Annotated in this window: 15 protein-coding genes; 13 read left to right on the top strand and 2 right to left on the bottom strand. The window is 28.8% G+C overall.

The window, feature by feature from the left end; all coding sequences use genetic code 11:
• The 9 genes from ABGT36_RS11055 (at window position 1) to ABGT36_RS11015 (ending at window position 7,965) form a co-directional block, all read left to right on the top strand.
• Entirely contained in the window at window positions 1-1,461 is a 1,461-nt protein-coding gene (locus tag ABGT36_RS11055) for an AAA family ATPase (RefSeq protein WP_346677973.1), read from the top strand.
• 2 nt (window positions 1,462-1,463) lie between these two features.
• Window positions 1,464-2,294: an immunoglobulin-like domain-containing protein gene (locus ABGT36_RS11050; RefSeq protein ID WP_346677971.1), complete on the top strand. Its 831-nt coding sequence runs from the start codon at window positions 1,464-1,466 to the stop codon at window positions 2,292-2,294.
• Entirely contained in the window at window positions 2,291-3,004 is a 714-nt protein-coding gene (locus ABGT36_RS11045) for a CpsB/CapC family capsule biosynthesis tyrosine phosphatase (protein WP_346677969.1), read from the top strand. The genes ABGT36_RS11050 and ABGT36_RS11045 overlap by 4 nt, the downstream gene beginning before the upstream one ends.
• A gap of 148 nt (window positions 3,005-3,152) precedes the next feature.
• Window positions 3,153-3,872 (top strand): hypothetical protein, encoded by a 720-nt coding sequence (locus tag ABGT36_RS11040; protein WP_346677967.1) that lies wholly within the window; start codon window positions 3,153-3,155, stop codon window positions 3,870-3,872.
• Window positions 3,872-4,627 (top strand): hypothetical protein, encoded by a 756-nt coding sequence (locus ABGT36_RS11035; protein WP_346677965.1) that lies wholly within the window; start codon window positions 3,872-3,874, stop codon window positions 4,625-4,627. The genes ABGT36_RS11040 and ABGT36_RS11035 overlap by 1 nt, the downstream gene beginning before the upstream one ends.
• A 165-nt stretch (window positions 4,628-4,792) precedes the next feature.
• Window positions 4,793-6,763: an MBL fold metallo-hydrolase gene (locus tag ABGT36_RS11030; protein ID WP_346677963.1), complete on the top strand. Its 1,971-nt coding sequence runs from the start codon at window positions 4,793-4,795 to the stop codon at window positions 6,761-6,763.
• 110 nt (window positions 6,764-6,873) lie between these two features.
• A complete protein-coding gene (locus tag ABGT36_RS11025) occupies window positions 6,874-7,146 on the top strand; it encodes an acylphosphatase (protein ID WP_087372657.1) in 273 nt (90 codons plus the stop codon).
• A 22-nt stretch (window positions 7,147-7,168) separates the two neighbouring features.
• Window positions 7,169-7,534, top strand: coding sequence for a hypothetical protein (locus ABGT36_RS11020; RefSeq protein ID WP_346677961.1), 366 nt, complete (start codon window positions 7,169-7,171; stop codon window positions 7,532-7,534).
• Window positions 7,535-7,536: 2 nt separating this feature from the next.
• Window positions 7,537-7,965 carry a metallophosphoesterase family protein gene (locus tag ABGT36_RS11015; RefSeq protein ID WP_087302163.1) on the top strand — a complete coding sequence of 143 codons (429 nt, stop codon included), beginning with the start codon at window positions 7,537-7,539 and terminating at the stop codon, window positions 7,963-7,965.
• Between the two features lie 47 nt (window positions 7,966-8,012).
• Here ABGT36_RS11015 and ABGT36_RS11010 read toward each other — a convergent pair whose 3' ends face one another.
• Entirely contained in the window at window positions 8,013-9,347 is a 1,335-nt protein-coding gene (locus ABGT36_RS11010; RefSeq protein ID WP_300080155.1) for a 6-phospho-beta-glucosidase, read from the bottom strand.
• A 127-nt stretch (window positions 9,348-9,474) separates the two neighbouring features.
• On the opposite strand from ABGT36_RS11010, the gene ABGT36_RS11005 reads away from it, so the two are divergent.
• The 4 genes from ABGT36_RS11005 (at window position 9,475) to ABGT36_RS10990 (ending at window position 13,675) form a co-directional block, all read left to right on the top strand.
• On the top strand, window positions 9,475-10,815 hold the full coding sequence (locus ABGT36_RS11005; RefSeq protein ID WP_296884283.1) for a PLP-dependent aminotransferase family protein: 1,341 nt from the start codon (window positions 9,475-9,477) through the stop codon (window positions 10,813-10,815).
• 300 nt (window positions 10,816-11,115) lie between these two features.
• Window positions 11,116-11,721: a biosynthetic peptidoglycan transglycosylase gene (locus tag ABGT36_RS11000; protein ID WP_087372644.1), complete on the top strand. Its 606-nt coding sequence runs from the start codon at window positions 11,116-11,118 to the stop codon at window positions 11,719-11,721.
• An 82-nt stretch (window positions 11,722-11,803) separates the two neighbouring features.
• Window positions 11,804-12,214 (top strand): DUF3842 family protein, encoded by a 411-nt coding sequence (locus ABGT36_RS10995; RefSeq protein WP_087302155.1) that lies wholly within the window; start codon window positions 11,804-11,806, stop codon window positions 12,212-12,214.
• Window positions 12,215-12,319: 105 nt separating this feature from the next.
• The gene (locus tag ABGT36_RS10990) at window positions 12,320-13,675 is read left to right on the top strand and encodes an MATE family efflux transporter (protein WP_300629464.1); all 1,356 of its coding nucleotides are present in this window, start codon (window positions 12,320-12,322) and stop codon (window positions 13,673-13,675) included.
• Window positions 13,676-13,734: 59 nt separating this feature from the next.
• On the opposite strand, the gene ABGT36_RS10985 is transcribed toward ABGT36_RS10990, so the two are convergent.
• On the bottom strand, window positions 13,735-14,313 hold the full coding sequence (locus tag ABGT36_RS10985; protein ID WP_296883347.1) for a hypothetical protein: 579 nt from the start codon (window positions 14,311-14,313) through the stop codon (window positions 13,735-13,737).
• Between the last annotated feature and the right edge of the window lie 270 nt (window positions 14,314-14,583).

Below are 14,583 nucleotides of genomic sequence, written 5' to 3'. Positions count from 1 at the left end.
ATGGAAGAAAAAAATATTGAACAAGATGAAATCACTATTGATTTATGGATTTTGCTTCGTGATTTTATTCGTGGTTGTATTAAATTCTGGTGGCTAATATTAGCCTTGATGGTTGCTGGTGGTGCGATTATGTTTGTAACTAATATTCAAACATATACACCAATGTATCAAGCTAGCGCTACTTTTACAGTTACAACCAATACTACAACAGATCAAAATAATCAAAGTGATTATAATTATTACTATGATAGCTCTACTGCTGAGCAGTTATCATTAACTTTTCCTTATATTTTAAGCAGTCAGATTTTAAATGATGCTATTGAAGCCGATTTAGGAGTAGAGGCTATCAATGGATCAATTTCTGCTTCAATTATTCCTAATTCTAATATGATTACAATGACGGTTATCAGTTCTGATCCAGATGATGCTAAAGAAATATTAGAATCGACAATTCGTGTCTATCCATCAGTAGCTAGATTTGTAATTGGAATGACTAAATTTAATATGATTGAAAATCCATCAGTATCTAATGTTCCTTATAATCAGCCTAATTATTTTAATACTGTGGCTAAAGGAGCTTTAATAGGATTAGCGGTCGGTTTAGTGATTGTAGCGATTTATGCGTTTTTTAGAAAAACAGTACATAAAACTCAAGAATTAGAAGAAGTAACTAATATAAAATGTTTAGCGACAGTTCCTTATTTAAAACAAAAAAAGCGAAGTCGAGGTAAAACTATCATGCCTTCAATATTAAATTTACAAACCAATCCATTATTTTTAGAAAATATTGAAAGCTTGCACATTCGTTTAGCTAAAGAACTGGCTGATATTAATGGTAAAACACTAATTTTTACAAGTACAGTAGCTAAAGAAGGAAAATCAACCATTGCTACTAATGTTGCTTATGCTTTAGCTAAAAATAATAAAAAAGTATTATTAATAGATGCTGATTTGAGAAAACAGGATTTAAGTAAACAAATGAATTTAACTACTAATGGTGTTGGATTAAGTAGTATTAAATATGGTAGTGATGTTGTTGAAGATGCAATAGTGTATTTAGAAAAACAAAATTTATATTTTTTAGGTGGCAATAGCACTATAGATGATTTAACTGCAGTACTAACAAATCCAAATATGGAACAATTTATGAAGGATATGAAACAAAAAATGGATTATATTATCTTTGATGCACCACCATGTGAGGCTTTTGAAGATGTATTTTTATTAGAAAAATATGGTGATGCATTTGTTTATGTAATTAAACAAGATTTTGTTCAAAGACATCGAATTGTTGATTGTATTGCAACTTTAGCTGATAGTGAACTTCCTTTACTAGGCTATGTTTTTAACGGCGATAGTTTTACTTTTAATGATTATGGTCGTTATGGATATCGTTATTATAATAAATATGGTTATAGACATTACAGTTATTATAATAATGAAAAAAACGCTGTTAAATAGTTATGAAGAAGATTACTTATCTAATAGGAATTGTTTCATTATTAGCTTTAGTAATTATTTTGATACTGTCATTTAAAATGACAACAGAAAATAATGATGATGATGGTCAAAACTCAAGTGAAAATGCCAAGATTATATTTGAAGGTGATTTAGTTTATGATGGTACTGGAGAACTTGATTTACTAGATGGGGTTAATGCTATCGATGAAGATGGAACTGATTTGACCAGTAATATTAATGCGAAAATTGTTTTAGATGGTAATGATCAAGAGATTCGTTATAGTGTTTCTGGTGGTAATGGTCAAATTGTTTATAAAGAACGTGACTTAGTTTTAAAGAATTATCAAGGCCCAGCAATTATAGCTAATGATCATTTAAGTTTTGATGCTAAAGATTTAAGTAATTTAGTTACTGTTTTAAACAAACGGGGCGAGTTAAAAGGATTAGATGGTTTTGGTAAAGATATTACAGACCAAATTACTTATCAGCGTGAAAAAGTAAGTGATGGTATTTATCAGTTAACTTTTACTTTAAATAATATTTATCTAGATAGTACCTCATTAATAGTTAAAGCTAATATCAGTGGTACAATATCTGATCCAGTACTCGAATTATATCGTTCATCAATAGAAATAGATGTTGGTAGTAGTTTTTATCCTGAAGACTATATTGAAGTAGCCAATGATGAAAATGGAAATAGTGTAAAAGATCAAGTTAAGATTTCATCATCATTAAATACAATGCAACCAGGTGTGTATAATGTTTCATATCAGCTAACATCAAGTGATAATAGTGTTATAGTAACTAAAAATTTAGAGGTAAAGATAAGATGATTGATTTACATAGTCATATAATGCCAGGAATAGATGATGGCAGTCAGGATATCTATGATTCGATTGAAATGGCTGAAATTGCTGAAGATTCAGGAGTAGAGGTGATAGTTGCTACACCGCATAGTAATTTTAAAGGGGTTTATGAAAATTATTATGATCACCACTTTAAACAACGTTTTGCTCATTTAAAACAAGCTTTAAAGGATAATAATTTATCTTTGACGTTAATTGAAGGAATGGAGATAATGGCTTCTGATGATATTATTCAAAAATTAAATAGCCATCAGTTAATTACTTTGAATCATACAGATGTTCCATTAGTTGAGTTTGATTTTTTTGTTCATTTTGATTATATTCATTATCTCGTAGAACAATTATTAAAAAATGGATATCGCCCACTAATAGCACATCCAGAACGTTATTTTTGTATAATAAAAGATCCGGATAGAGTGCGAACATTATTAAAAATGGGAGCCTTGATTCAATGCAATAAATCGAGTATCTTAGGACATTTTGGATTAAATATTAAAACATGTGTTGATTATTTATTAAAAGAAAAGCTGGTAACCGTAGTTGCTTCGGACAGTCATGGCATTGATGTTAGAACTCCGGATATGAGTGAGATTCAGTTTTATTTAGATTTAAAATATGGTAGTAAAATGGCCGAATTATTACTTGAAAGTAATCCTAAAAAAATTCTTAAACTATAACTTAGCTGTGTCAATGTTGGCACAGCTTTTTTTATTTAAAATCATTAGACTAAAAATGGATATTTTGTAAAATTTAAGAAAAATAGATTAATTATTTGCTATAATAAAAATAGTTTAGGATACGTTATTAAATTTTTAGGAGAAACATATGTATACAATAGAAAGATTACAGAATTTAGCGGAGTATTTAGATGTCGATAGCGTTGATCGGATATTAGCTGAATACTTTTTATCTAATTTAAAAAAAATGTCACATTTAACATTAAAAAAGTGTATTCAGGATACAGGCGTCTCTAAAGCCTCAATTCATCGTTTTTATAGTCGGGGCGGTTTTAATAATTTTAAAGCATTGACAGATGTTTTGACCCGTGAATTGGCTATCGATAATGTTGTCGAGTTGAATAATGATGACATTAAATTAGATGTTGATAATGGTCAATTAAATTATTTATGTAATAGTTTGATGAATGCTAGTCAGGTAATGTTTTATGGTAAACAAGAAGAAGTTAATTGTTTTGATTGTTTGAAATATGTTTTGATTAAATTAGGGATTAAAGTTTCATCTTTAAATTTGTGGAATATGGAAATGATTTATAATCGAATCGATCGTTTAAATGAAAATGATGTTTTAATTGTTATTGATTCTTCCATGAAAGTGCAAAATATGTTTGAAATGTCAATGAATCGAAGTTATTTATTGAATTTTGAAAGATTAAAAAATGCTAAATTTAAATGTTTTTATTTAGGAAATAGTAATTGTGATGAGTATTTTGGCTTTAAAAATATAAAGTTAAAAGAAGAAAATCCGTTGTTAATCAATTTGTTGGTTTTTGAAATAATTAAAAGGATAAAGAAGAAGGGATATTAATGAATACTGTTTTAGCGCTGATTATTTTATTGGCTCAAAATAATCTGGAAAAAGGGATTACATATAATCTTTCAAATTATATTATCGATCATCTTTTTGAAATTAATAATATGAGCATGCAGGAATTATCTAAAGATGCATATATTTCAACTTCTTCAATTATTAAATACTGTCGTTTATTGGGGTTTAATAGTTATAGTGATTTTAAATGGCAATTACAATCTACGATTTTAAATCGAAAGTTACAGTTAGATGAAAAAGAAGAAAATATAACTTTAGATAAGTTATTAGAAAAGATGCAAAGTTACACTTTGGATACAATAAATAAAGATGAATTATTTGAAAAAGTAAAAAATACTGCGATAACAATTAATAAAACAAAAAAGTTATATGTTTACGGAGCTGCTTTTCCAGTTATGCTAACTCAATCTTTATGTGAAGATATGGCGATAATGGGTGTTTCTGTTCATATGGAACATATTTCTTATGCACCGTTAAATATTGATAAAAAAGATGGTGCGGTTATGATTATTACTATTTCGGGACGGTTTCAAGAAACGCATCAATCGGAATATCAAAAAATGTGTTTATTAAATCCAGATACTATTTTATTGTCACAAGATAGTCAACATGTAAAAAATATCAAAATATATTTTAATTTACCTAAAACAGATAGCAGTGAGTATGATGATATAATTTTATTGCTGCTTTTAGATATGATAAAACATCAGTATTATCAGATGTTTTATCAGTAAATCTATAAAAATAAGCTAAACTAAGTAATTGGTTTAGTTTTTTTTGTCTCAAAATATGAGACTAATTTTAAATAAAAAACTATGTGTCATCAAAAGAATTAAAATTGATTTTAAAAAATATGTAAACGCATACATCGGTGTTAAGATAAATGCAGGAGGGATATTATGAATAAGAAAAATTTATTTTTAAGTGCATTTTTAACAACATCAATGATGTTAGGTTCATCAATTACGACATTGATGGCAAATGAAACTGATAATCCATCAAATGAGGTTATTATTGAAGAAACCGTACCAGTAAATGATGAAAATAATCAAAATGGTGAAAATGAACAAAGTAACCAACCAATAAACTATGTTAATGAGGAAAATCAAAATAATAATGTCGAACAAAAAACAATTGAAAATGTAACAGGAAATTGTCAACAAGCAATTAGTGAAGTTACTTTTCCAAAATATGAAAGTGATGGAACAAAAACTGATGTTCATGTTTCTGATTTATTAAAAGAACATTTAGACACTACTGATTTAAGTGGTGAAAAAGATAATGAAGCTAAAACATTAACATTCAAAGATGTTTTATTAAAAGATGTTTACTTAAATTCAGATTATTTAAATGGTAAATCTGAAGCAGGAATTAGTTTCTACAATATGGTTAATTACTTTACAGATGTAAAACAAATAAAACAAATATTGGATGCTAATCCTGGATATACAGTAATCGATAGTGCTGGTAATAAAGTTGATGGTGCTTATATCGATGAATTATTAGGACTAATTAATCAAATTATAAATTTTGATACTGGAACAAACTTAAAATATGATAAAAATTCAACTTATGATTCTGCTGAATTTGCACAAAATTCTAAGTTAGGTGGCACTGATGTTATTGCAACAAGCAATGAAGGAAACGTAACATTAAAATTCCATATCGATTCTCATGGCTGGTGGGGATATGATTTAGGTGCTGATGATTCAATTACAGGATTAGTAATGGGATTTGACCAAGATGCAATTGATGCTGATCATAAAGAGCATGAGGGGCCACTTACTAGAGCTTATGCTAATTTCTTTGTAATTGATATGCAAACTAAAGGTAATGGTAAATGGTATATGTTAAGAAATACCGACCTAGAAAATCCAATCATTTATGTAAGTGAAGATGGTAAAGAAGCATTTATGATTGATGTTGATTTTTATGGTGAAAATGTTATTAATAAAGTAATCAAAGATGTTATTGGACCTGAATGTGAATCATTGAAGATTTTCTTAACTCACAATCATAGCGACCATTGCAACAATTTATCTGTAATTGCTCAAGATGAAAGATTAAGTGAAATTACTTCAATTATTTGGCCAGAAAATGAACCACATCCTACTAAAGATGGTAAAGATCTAGTTACTTTATTTGGTGAAGACAAAGTTACAACAGTTGCTGATGGTGAAAAATTCACAGCTGCTAATCATGAATTCCAATTTATAGAAATTCCTAATGAACATACACCTGCTGGAGGACAATTAGCAGATTTAACTAATAATGTTTTATATAGTGGTGACACTCTAGGAGCGCAAGTACATTTAGGTGGTTCAACAGTGACTTTATCAACAATAGATGGTTGGCTAAATGGAGCTTTAAAAACAGAACAATATATTAAAGACAATGGAATTGAATATATCATTGGTGGACATACACCATATTTAAATACACCAGAATATGCAAGCTGGGTTGCTACAGCTATGCAATATGCTAAAGAACAAATCACTGCAGATTCTGCTTGGCAAGGTGGTTTAGTAATTGTTGAAAATGGACAAATTGTTACAGGTGAACGTTTAGATGAAATTTTTGCAAATGGTCTAACAGATCGTGAAGAATTATTTATTGCTTCAGCAAACTTTAGAAATAATTTACCAACTGAACCTGAAGAAAATCCTGGTCAAACTCCAGATGATGACAATAAAAATCCAGGAAATACAGATGATCAAGACAATTCTAATGTAAACGCCAATACTCCTCAAAATAAAAAAAGTTCATCTGTAAAAACAGGTGATGAAACTAATTTGGCTTGGGCTTTATTAGGATTAGCCGGAGCATCAGTTTTATATACAGTAACAAAGAAAACTCGTAAGTTAAATTAGTTCAAAGACTAGCACTTCTATTTAAAATAGAGGTGCTTTTATTATGCTTTATTTACCTATATAAAGTTATATTTGTGATATAATTATTGCATGGTTAGGAGGTTACTTATATGCTTGTTAGAAAACATTATATTTTTAAAGGACGAGTTCAAGGCGTTGGTTTTCGTTTTACTACATATCAAAAAGCAACTGCGCTTAATTTAACTGGCTGGGTCCGTAATCTTTATGATGGTTCAGTTGAGGCTTGTTTTCAAGGTGAAGAAACTAAGATACAACAATTAATAAAGGAAATGCAAAATATTCGTTATATTATTATTGATAATATAGAAGTTGAAGATTTAACGATACAACCTTCAGAACATTCATTTGAAATTAAATATTAATATAAAGAAAGGGTAATATGTTGTGGTAATAGTTTTAATAGCAGCAAGATTTAAAAGATTAATGGAGTGGATCAATAATAGAAAATATGATGATATTGATGGAATTTATATCATTAAAATTGTGGGACCTAAGGTATTTTTATATATTGATACTAATCTTGATTTTGAAACAATAGCAGATACGTTAAAAAATAGTATTAAAGCTCAAGGTGGTTTAGCTTATGTTTATGAGTTTTATACTATCTACCGTGAAAAAATAGATTATAATGCCTATATAAGTGCCAAAGTTAAAGATACGATGCGTTATTTCAATACTAAACAAAAAGATTTATCAAATCAGGAATTAGAAGATTTTTTAAAGAGCAATAATATAAAAGGTAAAGATTAAAGATGTTAAAAATTGGAATTATTTCAGATACTCATAATGTATTAAAAGAAGTAGTTATTAATGATTTAAAAGATTGTGATTATATCATTCATGCAGGAGATATTGTAAAAAAAGAGATATTAGATGAACTACAACAACTAACAAAGGTTTATGTAGTAAAAGGGAATAATGATAATTTAGATTTAAATGAAGAAGAATATTTTGAGATTGCTGGTCATTCTTTTTATTTAATTCATGAATTGCATCAAAAAAAGGATGTTGATTTTTATATTTATGGTCATTCGCATCAATTAGCTTGTTATCAAAAGGGGAAAACATTATATTTAAATCCTGGTAGTTGTGGTCGTAAACGATTTTCTTTACCGCTAACATATTTAATATTGTATTTAAATGAAAATAATTATGAAATAGTAATAAAGAAGATTGATTAAAGCAATAAAGACAGTTTTGAAACTGTCTTTATTGTATTTTTAAAATATTATTTATTTTTTGTAAATTGTGGTAAATATTCTTTGTGAGCTTCAATTAACTCATCAACAACTATATTAGCAAGAGCATCACTAGGACATAATGGGTTGATATTTAAAGCAGTAACTGCTAAATCACGATCTCCCGTAACCGCAGCTTCACATACTAATCTTTCAAATGATTTCATCATATGAACATAACCGCTAATTGGTAATTTTAATGCTCCAGTTGCTACTGGTTTTGGACCATCAGCAGTAATGCGACAGGCAACTTCAACAGCGCTATCCATTGGTAAGTCAGCAATAGCTCCATTATTTCTTACATCAACATATTGAATATCACCAGTATTATTGTAGATAGATTGAATTAAGTTACAAGCTGCATCAGAATATTTAGCACCACCACGCATTTCTAATTGTTTAGGTTTAACTGCTAATTCTTCATGACCATATAATTCAAATAATTCATCTTCTGTTTTACTAACAACTTCACCACGAACTGTACCAGTTTTAAATTGTTCTTGTTCTTCTTCTAATTGTTCTTTAGTATAGAAGTAATAATTATGATAAGGACATGGAATAGCCTTTAATCCTTTGATAAATGATGGTGAATATGGTAAAGAAACGAAGTTTTTCATTTGAATAGTATCTTCTTCTTTTAAGTTTGCATAACGATCTAATAATTCATCAAAACGAGAAACACCATTTACAAAAACATCAGTTGCAAAGATAAAGTGATTAACACCTTGGATTTCCATTGTTACATCTTCTTCTTTAGCGTTTAACATTTTTGCAAAACCACTTACCATATTTACAGGAACATTACATAAACCAATGGCGCGTTTAAAATCAGTATAACGATAAATTGCTTCAGTAACCATCCCTGCAGGATTTGTAAAGTTAATTAACCAGGCATCTGGGCATATTTCTTGGATATCTTTTACGATGTCTAAAATAACAGGAATAGTTCTAAAAGCTTTAAACATTCCTCCGGCACCGTTTGTTTCTTGACCAATCATACCATGAGAAATAGGAATTCTTTCATCTAAAATACGTGCTGGTAAACGACCGATACGCATTTGTGTTGTTACAAAATCAGCACCTTTTAAAGCTTCTCTGCGGTCATAAGATAAAGTGACTTTCATAGGTAATCCAGCTTTTTTAACCATTCTTTGAGCTAACGCCCCAACAGTTTCCAATTTTTCTTTACCTTCAGGAATATCAACTAAGCATAATTCTTTAATTGGTAAAGTATCATAACGATTAATAAAGCCTTCAACTAATTCTGGAGTATAACTGCTCCCACCACCAATAGTAACAATTTTTACAGATTCTTTTTTTTCCATTTATCTATTTCTCCTTTTTTAACCTATCGATACTTAAATTATATTGCTTATTAATAAAAATACAATAGCTATAACTTCAAACTGTACTAGTACAATTTGTGCTATAATATTAATGTAGGTGATAAAAATGAAATACTATGAACAAATTGTGGCTGATATAAAAAGAAATATTCAAAATAATAAATATAAACCTGGTGATAAATTACCATCACTAATGATAATGGCCAATCAATATCAAGTAAGCAAGGGGACTGTTTTAAAAGCATATGAAACTTTAGAAAAACAATGTTTAATTTTTTCTAAACCACAAAGTGGATATTACATTGCTGATGGAATTAGAATCCAATCTAATAATCATGAAGGTTATCATTTAGAGACAGGTAACCCTCTAGTAAACAGTCATTTATTTAACGAAATGAAACAGTGTTTAAATATTGCTGCTGAACTTTATTCGTTTAAAACATTAGATTTGACTGTAAGAGGAGTTGATAGTTTAAATGAAATATTACCATCATATTTACAATTAGATGGAATTTATACTAGTGAAAAAAATATTTATTTGATTCAAGGAATCATGCAAATGTTAACGATTTTTTCTAATAGTCCGTTTCCAAATGGAAAAAATACTATTTTAATCGAAGAACCTAGTTATTCGTTTTATATAAAATATTTAAAAGAAATGAAATTACCAGTTAAAGTAATTAAACGAGATCAATATGGTATTGATTTAAAAGAACTAGAACGTATTTTTAAATACGAAAAAATCAAGTTTTTTTATACTATTCCTCGTCATCATAATCCCTTAGGAACTTATTATGACCATCAAACACGAAAAAAAATTATGGAACTAGCAATAAAATACGATGTTTATATTATTGAAGATGATTATTTTAGTCATTATGATCCAATTCCCAAATATTTACCGTTATATTATTTTTCTAATCGTGATCATTGTATTTATTTACGTAGTTATACTAAAACAATTCCATTTATAAGAATTGGTATTGCTGTTGTAGGCGATGATTTTATAGAAACGATGGATAAAATGACTAAACTATCATATTATTACTCTTATCATATGCCATCACTAGTTTCACAGGCAACTTTAGAAGCTTATATTCGTAGTGATATTTATCAATTTCAATCTAAAACAATCGCTAAAGAAATTCAAAGTAAATTAGAGGTTGTAAAAAAGATTACAAAAGAATGGGATAATCAAATTATTGAATTAATAGGTGGCAAATCTGGTTATTATTTTACGTTAAAATTTTCAAAAAAGATTAATAGTGATCTATTAGTAAAACAATTAGAAAAAGAAGATATTTACGTATCAACTAATCATAGCAGCTATTATAACTATAATAATGAGCAAAGTATTAGATTAAGTATTTCACGAGTTACTAAAGCGGAATTAGAATTTGTTTTAAAAAGAATTTATCAAATAGCTATTAAGCTATATAATTCTTAAAACATATTTTACCAAAAATGGTTGATAATCTTATAAATTAGTGACTCATTATTTCGAAATTCCTTTAATATAATTACAAGCGTAGTCAAAGATATTTACATTGTTTTTTCAATCCTTTTTCAAACAGACTACAAGATATATCTTTCCCCGGATATTTTCATGATTAAAAGATAGCTAGGCAGTTAGCTATCTTTTAATATTATAAAGTGACGATTTTGTAAGGTTATGTAATGCATATCGATGGAAAAATATAGTTATTGTAGTTATTATAATAGTATTAGATATAAAAGAGGGATTTGTATGAAAAAAATTATTTTCCGTTTATTTGTTATCATAATACTTATTGCTTTAATATTTTGTGGATTTTATGCTTATCAAGGTTATAAAGTTTATCAGGATGTAATTGAGGAAAAGAATATTGAACAAAGAGTTGCAGAATTACAAAACAAAGAAGATTATGTAAAACTTGATGAAATAGCTGATGTATATGTTGAACTAGTTGTTGAAAGTGAAGATCATCGTTTTTATCAGCATCATGGTGTAGACTATATTGGTTTAACTCGAGCTATGTTGACGAATTTAGCTACCTGGTCTTATAAAGAAGGTGGCAGTACGATAACACAACAATTAGCTAAAAATTTATGTCTAAGTTTTGAAAAAAGTTTAGATAGAAAATTTGCCGAAGTATTTATCGCCTGGCAATTGGAAAGAGATTATAGTAAAGATGAAATTTTAGAGATGTATTTAAATATTACATATTTAGGTGAAGGCAATTATGGTATTAAAGCAGCAAGTAACTATTATTACAATGTTGAACCAAGTCAGTTAACTAAAGAGCAGGCCGAAGTTTTGGTAAGAACATTAAAATCACCTAGTGTTTATAATCCATCAATTATTAATGAATAGTTGTTATTTTTCTTGACTTGAAGTTTGCTTTAAGGAGTATAATATAAAAAAGTAATCTTTAGAAGGGATATTAAATTAGTATATGACAAATGAAAAAAGGGAAATAGTTGTAATTGATGGCCAAGGTGGTGGAATTGGCAGTAGTGTTGTTGAAATACTAAAAAAGGAATTAGATGATTTGTTTATAATTGCAATTGGAACCAATAGTGCAGCTACTAATCGAATGAAAAAAGCTGGGGCTGATGTTGTGGCAACAGGTGAAAATGCAATTATCTATAATGCTAAAAATGCTAAGATGATCGTTGGTCCCATTGGTTTTGTTTTTGCTAATTCAATGTATGGAGAAGTTTCACCAGCGATGGCTAGTGCAATTAGTGCTAGTGAAGCAACAAAATATTTTATACCAGTAAGTAAATGTTCTGGACATGTTTTAGGAGTTGAAAATAAATCAATTCAAGAATATATAAAAGAACTGGTAGAAATATTGAAATAAATTTTGTTATTTAATTGGATCTCTAGTCGAATGATTAGAGATTTTATTATTTAAGAATTATAAAAAATGTGTATAATGATAATATGATTTGATGGAGGTGAAAATGTGGAAAAGTATCAAAAGCAGATTAAACCAATTTTATTTTTAGCTTGGCCAGCAATAATTCAAGAAGCGATGAATGTTGTTGTTTCTTATGTTGATACTGCGATGGTTGGAGCACTAGGTGCTAATGCTTCTGCAGCAGTTGGATTAACATCGACTGTATGCTGGTTAGTAACAAGTATTGCAATTGCTTTTGGGGTAGGGATATTGGCCGTATGTGCCCAGGCTGTAGGGGCTAATAATCATGAAAAAGTCCAAAGAACAGGGCAACAGGCACTTTTTTTTACATTGATAGTTGGGTTGACATTGACGGTTATTTGTGTAGCCATTGCTCCGTATTTGCCAGGCTGGTTAAATGGTGCACCGGCTATTCGTAAGGATGCAACTACATATTTTTTGATTATTTCTATTCCATTATTATTTAGATGTACAGTATTGATTTTATCGTCGTTATTACGTGGTGTCAGTGATATGAAAACACCGATGTTAATAAGTTTATATATGAATTTAATAAATATTGTTTTTAATTTCTTTTTAATTTATCCAACGCGCCAAATATTTGGAATTACTGTTTATGGTGCCAATATGGGGGTTGCTGGTGCCGCTATTGCTACTGCAATATCATTTGTAGCTGGTGGTGTTATGATGTTTGTTCGCTATTATCGAAATCCAACTTTTAATTTTAAGAAAACTGGCTTTCATTTTTATCCAGCTGAATTTAAAGAATGTCTATCGATAGGAATTCCAGTAGTCTTAGAAAGAAGTGTTATTTGTCTGGGTCAAGTTACTTTTTCTTCGCTGATAGCTAAGCTGGGAGTTGTTCAGTTTGCGGCTCATACAATTGCCATTCAAGCAGAGCAGGCTTTCTATATACCAGGTTATGGTTTCCAAAGTGCGGCTTCTACGCTTGTTGGTAATGCCATTGGTCAAAAAAGTGAACATCGGGTAAAAGAAGTAACTTATTTAATTTGTGCAATGACTGTGTTATTAATGATTATTTGTGGGGGATTATTGTTTGTTTTTGCAGAAAATCTAATGGGCATTTTTACACCTGATCCAGAAGTAATCAGATTAGGAGCCCGGGTATTAAGAATAGTTTCAGTTTCGGAACCGTTCTACGGTATTTTAATTATTTTAGAGGGAACATTCAATGGAATGGGTGATACTAAAGCACCATTTGTATTTTCTTTAATTACAATGTGGGGAATTAGAGTAACTGGCAGCTTTATTATGATTAATTTATTAAATTTAGGAATTGAAGCAGTCTGGGTCATGATGGTTGTAGATAATGTTAGTCGCTGCTTTTTATTAGCTAGAAGATTTTTAAAAGGCGGCTGGAAATATCGTCTTAATACCTAAGCGAGCAATGCTCGCTTTTTTGTAATATAAAAAAGCCACTAGAAATGTGGCTAGATTGTTTATAAGATAATTTTACGTCTTGTTTTCTTACAATGTTTTTCAAATTCTAAAGCAATATGATTCATTTTAGATAATTCACTATAATGATAGTTAATGCGTTCGAAAGTATTATCAATACATTGATAATGATAAACATGACTAACACAATTAATATAGATATGCTGGTAGAAGCTGTCTGTTAATGGATGGTTATTAAAATATTCTTCAAGTAAATGTTTTGGTAAATTATGACAATGGGAAAAAATGTATAAACCATTGCTTGAATACTTTTGATAATTTTTACTTTTTTGCTCTTTTCTTTCAATTGCATTATCAATTTTTTGCATTACAAATTCTAAATCATCTTCATTATGGTCAAAAGGATTTATTTGTAAGATTGCATAAAGTGGTTTTTTAATATCGGCTACAGCTTCCACAGGAGTTAAAGCCTGCGTTACTTCGATTCCATAATTACAATCAGGAATACGTAAATCTGGTCGATCTGATTGAATAATTTGATCTTCTGCAACATTTAAAATTTTCATTAGGGTTAAAGCAGCATATTTTTCAAAATAATTCTTACTATATGTTTCTTTCATACAAGACCTCTTTTTTAAAAAGTGATAATCATTTTAGATTATCACTTAGTGGGTTTATCTTTATAAATATTATACCATAGATATAAATATTTTCATATTTTGAATTAGTATTTTATTACGATAAAAAGTAGTCCATTAATAAAAAAACTCCTTGATTAATGATTATTTTACTTGAATATAAGGTAAAAAATAAGATATTGAGTAATTTTGGCGCTTTTTAATTTATTTCACTTTAAGCGCTTACACTAGAGTGCTAAAATAAAAACAAGG

This window comes from Erysipelatoclostridium sp. An173, from assembly GCF_963931465.1.
Classification (GTDB): Bacteria; Bacillota_I; Bacilli_A; order Erysipelotrichales; family Coprobacillaceae; genus Thomasclavelia; species Thomasclavelia merdavium.
Note: the sequence above shows the minus strand (reverse complement) of the source record. Positions and strands in the feature narration are given on the sequence as shown.

What these genes read in the sequence shown, in the direction of transcription:
- ABGT36_RS11050 (WP_346677971.1), top strand. Translation starts at nt 1,464, where the DNA reads ATGAAGAAGATTACTTATCTAATAGGAATTGTTTCATTATTAGCTTTA.
- ABGT36_RS11045 (WP_346677969.1), top strand. Translation starts at nt 2,291, where the DNA reads ATGATTGATTTACATAGTCATATAATGCCAGGAATAGATGATGGCAGT.
- ABGT36_RS11015 (WP_087302163.1), top strand. Translation starts at nt 7,537, where the DNA reads ATGTTAAAAATTGGAATTATTTCAGATACTCATAATGTATTAAAAGAA.
- ABGT36_RS11000 (WP_087372644.1), top strand. Translation starts at nt 11,116, where the DNA reads ATGAAAAAAATTATTTTCCGTTTATTTGTTATCATAATACTTATTGCT.
- ABGT36_RS11025 (WP_087372657.1), top strand. Translation starts at nt 6,874, where the DNA reads ATGCTTGTTAGAAAACATTATATTTTTAAAGGACGAGTTCAAGGCGTT.
- ABGT36_RS10985 (WP_296883347.1), bottom strand. Translation starts at nt 14,313, where the DNA reads ATGAAAGAAACATATAGTAAGAATTATTTTGAAAAATATGCTGCTTTA.
- ABGT36_RS10995 (WP_087302155.1), top strand. Translation starts at nt 11,804, where the DNA reads ATGACAAATGAAAAAAGGGAAATAGTTGTAATTGATGGCCAAGGTGGT.
- ABGT36_RS11030 (WP_346677963.1), top strand. Translation starts at nt 4,793, where the DNA reads ATGAATAAGAAAAATTTATTTTTAAGTGCATTTTTAACAACATCAATG.
- ABGT36_RS11005 (WP_296884283.1), top strand. Translation starts at nt 9,475, where the DNA reads ATGAAATACTATGAACAAATTGTGGCTGATATAAAAAGAAATATTCAA.
- ABGT36_RS11035 (WP_346677965.1), top strand. Translation starts at nt 3,872, where the DNA reads ATGAATACTGTTTTAGCGCTGATTATTTTATTGGCTCAAAATAATCTG.
- ABGT36_RS11055 (WP_346677973.1), top strand. Translation starts at nt 1, where the DNA reads ATGGAAGAAAAAAATATTGAACAAGATGAAATCACTATTGATTTATGG.
- ABGT36_RS11040 (WP_346677967.1), top strand. Translation starts at nt 3,153, where the DNA reads ATGTATACAATAGAAAGATTACAGAATTTAGCGGAGTATTTAGATGTC.
- ABGT36_RS11010 (WP_300080155.1), bottom strand. Translation starts at nt 9,347, where the DNA reads ATGGAAAAAAAAGAATCTGTAAAAATTGTTACTATTGGTGGTGGGAGC.